Source organism: Blautia sp. AM47-4 (assembly GCF_003479865.1).
GTDB lineage: Bacteria > Bacillota > Clostridia > Lachnospirales > Lachnospiraceae > Fusicatenibacter > Fusicatenibacter saccharivorans.
The window spans coordinates 93,924-104,590 of the sequence record NZ_QUHY01000013.1 but is presented as its reverse complement, the minus strand read 5'-3'; the positions used below and the strand labels follow the sequence as shown (position 1 = coordinate 104,590).

Annotated in this window: 8 protein-coding genes and 1 pseudogene; all 9 read right to left on the bottom strand. The window is 44.7% G+C overall.

Features of this window, described 5'->3' with window-relative positions:
- Positions 1–660: 660 nt before the first annotated feature.
- The 9 genes and pseudogenes from tnpB to DW965_RS10395 all read right to left on the bottom strand — a co-directional run bounded on the left by tnpB (position 661) and on the right by DW965_RS10395 (position 10,628).
- Complete coding sequence (gene tnpB, locus DW965_RS10435) at positions 661–1,779, bottom strand: IS200/IS605 family element RNA-guided endonuclease TnpB (protein WP_117802548.1); 1,119 nt, start codon at positions 1,777–1,779, stop codon at positions 661–663.
- Between the two features lie 5 nt (positions 1,780–1,784).
- Positions 1,785–2,197, bottom strand: a pseudogene (tnpA, locus tag DW965_RS10430) (IS200/IS605 family transposase).
- A 323-nt stretch (positions 2,198–2,520) separates the two neighbouring features.
- Positions 2,521–4,077, bottom strand: a complete 1,557-nt coding sequence (locus tag DW965_RS10425) for an ABC-F family ATP-binding cassette domain-containing protein (protein ID WP_117802549.1) — start codon at positions 4,075–4,077, stop codon at positions 2,521–2,523.
- Positions 4,078–4,335: 258 nt separating this feature from the next.
- Positions 4,336–5,214 carry an HAD-IIA family hydrolase gene (locus DW965_RS10420; RefSeq protein ID WP_243036585.1) on the bottom strand — a complete coding sequence of 293 codons (879 nt, stop codon included), beginning with the start codon at positions 5,212–5,214 and terminating at the stop codon, positions 4,336–4,338.
- On the bottom strand, positions 5,156–5,884 hold the full coding sequence (locus DW965_RS10415; RefSeq protein ID WP_117805100.1) for a glycerophosphodiester phosphodiesterase: 729 nt from the start codon (positions 5,882–5,884) through the stop codon (positions 5,156–5,158). Before DW965_RS10415 ends, DW965_RS10420 begins: the two co-directional genes overlap by 59 nt.
- A gap of 320 nt (positions 5,885–6,204) precedes the next feature.
- Positions 6,205–7,623, bottom strand: coding sequence for an ABC transporter substrate-binding protein (locus DW965_RS10410; protein WP_119198361.1), 1,419 nt, complete (start codon positions 7,621–7,623; stop codon positions 6,205–6,207).
- Positions 7,624–7,676: 53 nt separating this feature from the next.
- Positions 7,677–8,489 (bottom strand): carbohydrate ABC transporter permease, encoded by an 813-nt coding sequence (locus DW965_RS10405; protein ID WP_416388118.1) that lies wholly within the window; start codon positions 8,487–8,489, stop codon positions 7,677–7,679.
- Positions 8,490–8,590: 101 nt separating this feature from the next.
- The gene (locus DW965_RS10400) at positions 8,591–9,418 is read right to left on the bottom strand and encodes a carbohydrate ABC transporter permease (protein WP_117802586.1); all 828 of its coding nucleotides are present in this window, start codon (positions 9,416–9,418) and stop codon (positions 8,591–8,593) included.
- A gap of 55 nt (positions 9,419–9,473) precedes the next feature.
- Positions 9,474–10,628, bottom strand: coding sequence for an ABC transporter ATP-binding protein (locus tag DW965_RS10395; RefSeq protein ID WP_117805076.1), 1,155 nt, complete (start codon positions 10,626–10,628; stop codon positions 9,474–9,476).
- Between the last annotated feature and the right edge of the window lie 39 nt (positions 10,629–10,667).

Here is a 10,667-nt window from a genome sequence, read left to right as displayed (position 1 = left end):
ATACTAGCTAATTTATCCCTTTTACTGTTTTAAAGGATCTTTCGATCGTTTTGAATTACTTATTCAGAACTTTCGAGGATGTGTTTCACTGTTTAATTATCAAGGATCTTTGCTGTTCCGACTCGGATCAGCTCATTTATTTTATCACAGAACTTTTCGTTTGTCAAGAACTTTTTTAATTTATTTTTTGAAGCTCTTTCGAACTTCTTTGCTGTTCTCTCGATCAGCAACTCGTTTATTTTAGCAAACTCATTTACTTTTGTCAAGAACTTTTTTCAAGTTTTTTGAAGCAGTTTTTGCAACCCGCGGCAGCCACCCGGCTCCGAACTAGGTTTTTCTGTTTCAAAGAAACTCATTCGCATCAGCTCTCGCTGACAGCTTAGTTATAATAACACCGCCCAAAGCAAAAGTCAACACCTTTTTTCGAATTTTCTTATTTTTAGAAAAATATAGTTAATTCTGTATATTCATTCTTTTATCTAACTACTTGTTAAATGCAAAAAATCAACAGAAAACACTTTCTGTGACATCCTCCACCACCTGTAGAGGTGGGGGCTTCCCTAACCTCGGTAGGTTTGGTTCTCGTTCGATAGCACCAATGTGCTAAGCATAGGCGAGCTATCCCCGTGTGTCCCACGGTTTTATTATATTACGTTACGGTCATGCCACTACCAGCCGCATTCCCTCATTTCTGATATTAACAGCCGCATTTACATCTCTGTCGTGATGGGTTCCGCACTGCGGACAATCCCACTCTCTGACCGCAAGTTTTCTTGTCTCTGCGTTCCTGTAACCACAAACTGAACAAATCTGACTGCTGGCGAAAAATTTGTCCACCTTCACAAGTTTTTTACCCTGTTCCTCAAGTTTGTATTTCAAGAACCCTGTGAACATTCCCCACCCGTTATCTGAAACAGATTTTCCAAAGTTCAGCATCTGTGACATTGCTTTCATATCTAGGGATTCTATACATACACAATCATAAGCATTTGCTAGCTGCCTTGACAGCTTATGCAGAAAATCCTTTCGTTGACTGGAAACCTTTTCGTGGAGTTTTGCCACCTTGATTCTCTGCTTGCTACGGTTGTTCGAACCTTTCTGCATTTTGGAAAGTCTGCGCTGCTCCCTCACTAATTTTTCCTCTACATTCCTGTAATACTTCGGATATGCAGGTTCATTCCCGTTGCTGTCACGATATAATTCATGCATGGAAAAATCTAACCCCAGAAAACTCTGCATCTCTTTTTCCTGTACTTGATTTTCATACTCAAAAAGAATACTTGCATAATATTTTCCGCCTGGTGTCTGGCTTACTGTTACAGATTTTAATTTGTATTCTTTCGGAACAGCTCTGTGTTGTTTTAACCGGACTTGGCCGGCTTTCGGCAATTTCAAATATCCATTCAATATGGCAATGTTTCCGTTGATACAGATCGTTGAATAGCTCTTTTTATTCTGTTTTTTAGATTTAAACTTTGGAAAACCTGTCTTCGGCTGTTTGAAAAAATTCTGAAATGCCGTATCAAGATGCCGAAGCGATTGTTGTAATGCGACACTGTCTACTTCCCTCAAAAATGCGTATGCTTCTGTTTTCTTCATTTCAGCCATTTCTTTTGCACAAACCGTGTAAGTTACCGCGGTTTTGTCCTCCTCATACTGCCTGATTTTTCTGGCAAGCCAATGGTTGTACACCATTCGGACACAGCCGAACGTTCTGGCAAACAAAACTTTCTGCACATCATCGGGGTATATTCTGAATTTATATGCTTTGTTTGCCATGTTGGTCACTTCCTTTTTCGATCCGTTTGTCCCTGACTTTCAATGTATTTTTTGATTACTTCCATCGGGCACCGCCCGTTGTGAGCAGGCAAAAACTCTGGCTCCAGAAATGTTCTTTCCATAATTTTTGCTTTATCTGTGGAAATTCTTTTTTCAGAAGTCTGCTGCTTGCACTTTTATATGCGTTTATGAACTTGCTTATTTCTGTATTTGGATGCGCCTTGAAAAGTATATGCACATGGTCTTTATCGTGATTCCATTCTTCAAGGGTGATATTGTAATTTGGAGCAATATACGCAAAGATCTCTTTTGCCCTGCCGGAAATTGCGTCATCAAAAACCTGTCTGCGGTACTTAACCACAAGAACAAGATGATAGTGCAGTAAAAACACTGAATGTGCATTATTATCCAAATCCATTGTATTTCGACCCCTTTCTGCCATTCGACTGATTCTATTATACCATGATTAGAACCCACTATCAAGAAGGTAACGGACGCAATTCATCTCCCACCTTAGAGGTCGGAGTCTTCTTGCTGAAAGAGGATAAAAGTCCGTTTTCTGCTGACTTTTCTTCTTATTATTAGTCAAGCGGATATTCGCAATCCGTTTCGCTACTTGCTCATAACCGAATAACTGCTTCGCAGCTTATCAGGAGTGACTTGTACCACTCCTGATACAACAAGTCCCAACCCACTGCTTATTGCTCCACGCAATGGAAGCAGGGGACTTGCTTGATTCGATTAAATCACTTTCGTCGTCCACTCCGAGCAGTCCCATACGCTGGTTGCCAGGCCATCATAAAATTCCGGCTCATGGCAGACCATAAGAACAGTTCCTTTGTACTCTTTCAGTGCGTTTTTTAACTCCTCTTTTGCGTCTACATCGAGATGGTTGGTCGGCTCATCGAGGACAAGAAGATTGGTTTCGCGATTGATCAGTTTACAGAGGCGAACTTTTGCCTGTTCTCCTCCTGAGAGCACACGCACCAGGCTTTCAATGTGCTGTGTGGTAAGACCGCATTTGGCAAGCGCCGCACGGACTTCATACTGAGTATAGGATGGAAATTCTTCCCAGATTTCCTGGATACAGCTGTTGGTGTTTCCTTTTGGCATTTCCTGCTCGAAATATCCGATTTCCAGATAGTCGCCAAGCTCCACGTCTCCGCCAAGGGACGGGATCAAACCGAGGATACTCTTTAAGAGTGTTGTTTTTCCAATTCCGTTGGCACCGGTGAGCACGATCTTTTCGCCACGCTCGATCGCAAAGGTCAACGGTCTGGAGAGCGGTTCTTCATAGCCGATCACAAGTTCTTTTGCAGTCACAACGAAGCGGCCCGAAGTGCGCGCAGTGCGGAAATGAAATTCCGGCTTTGGTTTTTCTTTCGCAAGCTCGATCACATCCATCTTATCCAGCTTCTTCTGCCGTGACATAGCCATGTTTCTGGTTGCCACACGGGCTTTGTTTCGTGCCACGAAATCCTTCAGTTCACTGATCTCCTGCTGCTGACGGTTATAGGCAGCTTCCTTCTGCGCTTTTTTGACCGCATAAACCTCCTGGAAGTGATCGTAATCACCAACATAACGATTCAGCTCTTTGTTTTCCATATGATAGATCAGATTGACAACACTGTTCAGGAATGGAATATCGTGAGAGATCAGAATGAAGGCATTTTCATACTCTTCAAGGTATCGTTTCAGCCAAGTGATATGTTCCACATCCAGGTAGTTGGTCGGCTCATCCAAAAGAAGGATGTCCGGTTTTTCCAAAAGTAATTTTGCCAGAAGTACCTTCGTTCTCTGTCCGCCGGAAAGTTCGGTGACATCGCGTTCGAGACCGATCTCTTCAAGACCAAGCGCACGGCCAATCTCTTCTATTCTGGAATCCAGAATATAAAAATCATGTGCATCCATCATCTCCTGGATCACGCCGAGTTCTTCCATCATTGCATTCAGCTCGTCCTCGGAGGCATCGCCCATGGAATCGCAGATCGTGTTCATCCGCTCTTCCATCTCGTACAACCAGGAAAAAGCACTTTTTAACACATCACGGATCGTCATACCTTTTTCCAGAACGGTATGCTGGTCCAGATAGCCGACACGGACGTTTTTTGCCCACTCAACCTTTCCCTCATCCGGCATCAGCTTTCCGGTGATGATGTTCATAAAGGTTGATTTTCCCTCGCCATTTGCACCTACCAGACCGATGTGCTCCCCCTTTAGCAGGCGGAACGATACATCTTCAAAAATCGCACGGTCGCCGAAGCCGTGGGACAGATGTTCTACATTTAAAATACTCATGCATAAATTCTCCTTCTTCTGTTGTATTGGAATTTTCCGATCTCCTGACCGTTTTCTTTTTCATATTATAGTCTGAATCATTATATAGGGAAATTCCCTCTTTTGGCAAGCTTTTTCTATACCGTCCCAGGCTTTTATCCCGTATCCGGAAAGTATCCTTTTCCGCAACAAAAAAGAAGAACTCCTTCGGAAAAAGGTTCTCCTCTCAGAATTCTTCTTTCTGTTTTTTTGTTCCAAAACCATAACCGTTTCGGAATTTTAAGAACATTTCTTTTTTTGTCCGTACACCCACTCCGAATACATTTCTTTTACGGATGGATACATATACTCCACAAGATACTGCGAGTTCTGCATTTCTTCACGTGTAGATTCGCCGGAAAGCACAAGTGCTGCAGAAATGCCCGCCATGTTGGCGCACGCAATGTCCGTATAGAGACGATCTCCCACAAGAACAGCCTCATCGCGCGTTCTGCCTGTCATATCAAGTGCCATCTCAACCATCCGTATGCCTGGTTTTCCGATATAAGTCGGCATACGCTGGATCGCATGACCGATCATCTCGCAGATGGAACCGCAATCCGGCACGTAGCCGAATTCAATCGGACAAACATAGTCCGGGTTCGTTGCAGCGTAATCGAGCTCCGGGCGCTCTGTCAACAGCCGACAGATATCCGTCAGTTTTTGATACGTCAGTTCATTGTCATAGCTTGCAAGCACACATGCAATTCCTTCTTTCTCCGGATCGTGGGTGGTACACACACCGAAGCTCTCCAATTCCCGGATCAGAGAGTCCGTTCCCAGCACATAGACGGGACGGGATCCATATTTCTGCTTCAGATAATGCGCTGTTGCAACAGAAGCCGTCAGAAAGTTCGCGCTTGTTGTCGGGATGCCCAGCTTTGCAAATTTTTTCCGGTAATCTGCTACGCTCATCGTCGTATTATTTGTGATAAACACATAATCTCCGCCGTACTCGGACAGTCCGTTTAAAACCGGTCTGCTCCCGGAATCAGACGGTTCCCCACGCAGATGGTTCCGTCGATATCCAAAAGGAACAGCTTTTTTTCTCCAATCGGTATCACTTCGCGTTGCGGCAGGAAACGGCCACATCCGGATAATTAGTGATGACTGCGTCAACACCGGCCTCCATCAGACGCTCGATCTCCGCCTTATCATTGACCGTCCACACATGCACCGCAAGATCGCTTTCCACATACTGCTGAAGAAAGTCTGCCATCTGCACATGAAAGGTTGCCGGATGAAGAGCTCCTGTTCCGATTTTTTTCGCATAATTCACGACATCATAAATAATATCTGCGTAGAGGATGCCGGTGCTGGCTTTCGGATCCAGTTCCAGAATTTTTGCAATGCTGTAATGGTTAAAGGAAGAATAAATCACGCGATCTTCCATCCCCATCTCTTTTGTCAGCTCGAGTACCTTTTTTTCCAGGTCTTTATACCAGAAAATACCGGTTTTCAGCTCTACATTGATCGTCATTCCCGTTGGTTTTAATGCTTCATATACTTCGCGAAGCGTCGGAATTTTTACATCCTGATACTCCGGATGTGTCTTATTAAAGTTCAGGATCTTTAATTCCGCAAGCGTATAATCTTTGACAAATCCGCTTCCGTCACTGACCCGGTCGATTTCCTCATCGTGGACAACAACCATCTCGCCATCTTTTGTCAGCTGTACATCCAGTTCCACACCGTCTGCTCCCTGCTCTGCTGCAAGAAGAAACGCTTCCAGTGTATTTTCCGGTGCATATGCACTGGCTCCTCTGTGTGCCCATACTTTTGTTTTCATCTCGTATCTGTCCTCCATTTTCCGTTCCCATTTCCAAATCTGCACTCTTTTCTATCTTTTGTCCCGACTGCAGCTTTTTTCCTTTTATCGTAAGCCTGAAAACAAGTGAAAAAAGCGGTGCTGATTTTTTTACATCTTCTGCGGGATTGCTATAGATTCGGAAGCGCGCCGGATTTTTGTCTCCGACGCATTTCCAGTCATATCTGAAAAATCATTTCCGTAACTCGGATCTTCCCCTTCATAGAAACCGTTCAAACACGCTTTGGGAACTCGTTTTTCTTCACTATAGGACGAAATCTTATTTTTGTAAAGCCTGTCTCTTATTCATTTACCAGATTATAGTCCTCGATGGAGCTGTTGATCTGGGAAGCCATTGATTCTACTGCTTTCTCCGGAGTCTCGTTTCCGTTGATCATATTCTCGATTTCTGTTTCCACAATCTGTCTTGCCTCCGGGAATACAGAGAGAAGTGCGCCGGCGTACTGCGGCTTGGAATCGTGCAGCTGGTCGATTGCGGTCTGGAACTGCGGATACTGTGCTACATTATCTTTAAAGGTCTGCTCCTCATCAGCAGCTGTTGTTACCGGGAAGTAACCCGTCTCGGCATTCCAGTATGCCTGAGATTCCGGGGAAATCAGGAATTTAATAAATTTCCAGGTAGCTGCTGCTTTCATATCATCGTTGTTGTTCAATGCCCAGAGAGAGGCTCCTCCGATGGAAACACCGCCCTCATCGCCGTCCTTGATTGTCGGGAAATATGCGGTTCCAACTTCGAAGCTTCCATTGACATCCTGTAAAATCTGCTTCAGAGATGCGGTAGAGCCAAGGGTGATCGCTGCTTTTCCGGAAGTAAAGTCTGTCGTTGCGGTATCACTTCCGGCACGGCCTACGTTTGGTGCAACGTCGGCATCGTTCAGGGCTTTCCACTCATTTAAGATGTTGAGCGCTCCGCCGTTGGAATCAAATTCAACTGCAGTAGCAGCGGCATCACGGCCATTTCCATTATCCGCATAGGAAAGTCCCTGTTTACAGAGCCACTGTTCGAAATACCATCCATAGATGGAGAGTGCCAGCGGTTCACCGGCTCCGCCCTTTGTTTTCAGATCATCACCGATAGCAAGAATTCCTTCCAGGCTTGTCGGAACCTCAGTGATCCCTGCTTTTTCAAACATATCTTTGTTGTAATACAGAATCGGTGTGGACGAATTGAATGGCATCGAGTACAGCTCATTGTTTACCGTATAATAAGCAGCGATATTCGGCTCGATCTGGGAAATGTCATAGCCATCTGCATTAATCAGCTCCTGCATCGGAATGACCCAGCCGGAATCAATCATAAAGCGTGTTCCGATATCATAAATCTGTACCAGGTCTGCTCCCATATTTCCGATCTGTGCACTTTTCAGTTTGTTAATCGTATCATCATATTCTCCCTGATAAACCGCCTCAACGGTAATGCCATCGGTATTCTCTTCATTGAATTTATTGACAAGATAATCCATTGCCTCGCCATTGACACCGCCCATGGAATGCCAGAAGGTAATCGTGGTTCCCTTCGTATCCTGGTTTAAATCCGGTGCTTCTGCGCCATCTGCCGTACTTCCTGCCTCTGTGCTGGCTGTGGTTTCATCTGTTGTCGCACTCTGTGCCTCACTCGTTGTTTTTCCGCCTCCGCATCCGGTAAGCGCCATAGCTGCCATAGAAGCCGCAAGAATCGATGCAATCACTTTTTTCTTCATTTTTTTCTCCTCGTTTTTCATACAGTTTTCTATTCTTTTTTCTGTCACAGGAATCAGCCCTTGACTGCTCCTGAAAACATTCCTTTGATTAAGGCCTTCTGGCCTACGATAAAGATGGAAATGGATGGAATGATAATCATTACCACGCCCGCCAGCATCAGGGTAATCGACTGTGCATCGACGCTGTTCAGCATACTGATACCAATCTGTACGGTACGCTTGCTGTCCGAACCTGTAACCAGCAGCGGCCACATGTACATATTCCATGCATTGATAAAGGTGTAAACCGCCATTGCTCCCATTGCTGACTTTGTCAGCGGCATCAGGATTTTTACGATAAACCGCAGATTCCCGCAGCCGTCCAGCTTCGCCGATTCATAAAGAGAAACCGGAAAAGTCATGTAGAACTGGCGGAACAGGAAAATTCCCATTGCAGAGGTAAGAGAAGGCAGAATCAGAACAATATAGGTATCGAGCAGTCCGAGACTTCCTACCGTCAGATAATTGGAAATAATGGTTGCCTCACCCGGCACCATCATGGTCGCCATGACCAGCATAAACAGAATATTTTTCCCTTTGAAATCCAGGAAAGAGAAGGCAAATGCCGCAAGAGAACACGTTACAATCTGACCCAGCGTAATGCTGCCCGCAACCAAAAATGAGTTCAGGACAAAGCGTACCAGCGGAATTTTATGAAATGCTTCCACGAAATTTTCCAGCGTCGGATGTTTTGGCACGATGTTCATTGCCATTGTGTAAAGCTCGCCGGACGGCATAAACGCTACACTGATGGTATAAAGCAGCGGAAACAGCATAAACAGACAAACGATCAGGTTCATGGTAACCAACGCTGTTTTCTGAAGCATTTTCTTTCTTTTTGCTTTTGCATTCATTGCCAGATGCAGTGCCTGCAGCTCCTCTGCAGAATAAGTTTTTGGTCCGGCAATCGTAGTTGCTATTGTAGACATCAGTATTTTACTCCTCTCTTTTCCATGCGGAACATAACCAGGGTAAGCGCCATGACAATCAGAAACAAAACAACGGACTGTGCGGCTGCGCTTCCAAACCGGTAATTAAAAAACGCATCACGGTATATCGAATATACAATCAGGTTCGTGGATTCTCCCGGTCCTCCCTGTGTCAGGATTTTCACCTGTCCGAATGACTGGAATGCCTGAATAATGTTAACAACCAGTGTGTAGAACATGATCGGAGAAAGCCCCGGCAGTGTCAGCTTAAAAAATTTCTGTACTGCATTCGCTCCATCTACAGAAGCACGCTCATAAATCGAATCATCAATGTTTCCAAGTCCCGCCGAAAAATACAGGAAATTGATGCCACTGTTCAGCCATGCCGTAAGGACAGCCACACAGATCAGCGCATATTTCGGATCACTGACCCAGTTAATGCTCACATGCAGCAATTTGTTTACGATACCGATCGTGGGATTTAAAATAATCTTGAAAATCATGGCGCCTGAGCTCGATGCTACTGCCATTGGGAGTGCATAGGAAGTACTGAATACCCGGATTCCCGGGAAAGCCTTGCTGCAAAGAACTGCTCCCAGAAGGCCAAGCGCCATACTTCCGACTACAACAATCGCCACAAATTCCAGTGTAACCCAGAGACCGTTGTAAAAGGATGGATTCGATAATAAGCTTTTATAGTTGTCCAGTCCCACATACAATTTCGCTTCTCCAAGCTTGTTTGTCTTATACAGGCTCAGATAAATGGTTTTAAAAAACGGATAAAACAGAAAGATGCTAAAGATCACCATACTCGGGATTAGATACATATAAACTTCTGCTTTTTTACACTTTTCGATTACTTTTTTCACTTCTTGCTCCTTCTTATGCTGTTGCACGTTCTTCTTTTTCAACCGGCAGAGATAAAATATTTTCTTCTGTAAACGGATCAAAGATCTGTGCTTTCTCCATATCTGCATACAATGTAATGCTTTCCTTTACAGTAACCGGCACCTCGGAAGGCACTCTTGCTGTAATCAGATTTTTTCCGGTATTCATATGCAGATACGCTTCTGCACCGATCATCTCCCGCAGGTCAACAAATGCCTTCAACTGATTCTCTTCGTAACAGATCCGATGTGCGGAAGCGGTTGTTTCGTCCTGTAAATCCTCCGGTCTCAGACCTAAGATCACCATTTTTCCGAGATAAGCGCGACGAAGCACCATTTCGTTCTCTCCTTTTGCACGAAGGGTAACTCCTCCGTCTGCCTCCAGATAAACCGCTCCGTTTCTTTCCGTCACCATCGTTTCCATAAAATTCATACTCGGAGCTCCGATAAAACCGGCCACAAATTTGTTTGCCGGATGGCGGTAAATCTGCCCCGGTGTATCCGCCTGCTGCACAACACCGTCTTTCATAACAATAATTTTTGTACCAAGCGTCATCGCCTCCGTCTGGTCATGTGTAACATAAATCACCGTCGTTTTCAGTTCCTTATGTAATTTTGCCAGCTCCACCCGCATCTGTGCCCGCAGCTTCGCATCCAGATTCGAAAGCGGCTCATCCATTAAAAATGCTTTCGGCCGTCTCATAATTGCGCTTCCAATCGCAACTCTTTGTTTCTGACCGCCGGAAAGGGCTGCCGGTCTCCGGTCAAGTAAATGCTCAATTCCAAGCATTTTAGCTGCCTCATGTACCTTTTTATCAACTTCATCCTTGGGCTGTTTCCGGATTTTCAGAGAAAACGCCATGTTTTCATATACCGTCATATTCGGATAAAGCGCGTAGTTCTGAAATACCATCGAAAGATCGCGATCCTTTGCTTCTACATAATTACAAAGCTGTCCATCAATCCAAAGCTCCCCGCTCGTAATCTCCTCAAGACCGGCAATCATCCGAAGCGTCGTCGATTTTCCGCAGCCGGAAGGTCCAACAAAAATCACAAACTCCCGATCCGGTATTTCAAGCGAAAAATCCTGAACCGCATAATGTTCCTTATCATAAGATTTACAGACATTCTTCAACACAATATTTGACATTCGTTTTTCTTCCTCCTCGTCTTGTCGAGATTCATTATA

Bases quoted from the DNA above. Each gene is read 5' to 3' on its own strand.
- tnpB (WP_117802548.1), bottom strand. From the start codon at position 1,779: ATGGCAAACAAAGCATATAAATTCAGAATATACCCCGATGATGTGCAG.
- DW965_RS10425 (WP_117802549.1), bottom strand. From the start codon at position 4,077: ATGAGTATTTTAAATGTAGAACATCTGTCCCACGGCTTCGGCGACCGT.
- DW965_RS10415 (WP_117805100.1), bottom strand. From the start codon at position 5,884: ATGAAAACAAAAGTATGGGCACACAGAGGAGCCAGTGCATATGCACCG.
- DW965_RS10410 (WP_119198361.1), bottom strand. From the start codon at position 7,623: ATGAAGAAAAAAGTGATTGCATCGATTCTTGCGGCTTCTATGGCAGCT.
- DW965_RS10405 (WP_416388118.1), bottom strand. From the start codon at position 8,489: ATGCTTCAGAAAACAGCGTTGGTTACCATGAACCTGATCGTTTGTCTG.
- DW965_RS10400 (WP_117802586.1), bottom strand. From the start codon at position 9,418: ATGTATCTAATCCCGAGTATGGTGATCTTTAGCATCTTTCTGTTTTAT.
- DW965_RS10395 (WP_117805076.1), bottom strand. From the start codon at position 10,628: ATGTCAAATATTGTGTTGAAGAATGTCTGTAAATCTTATGATAAGGAA.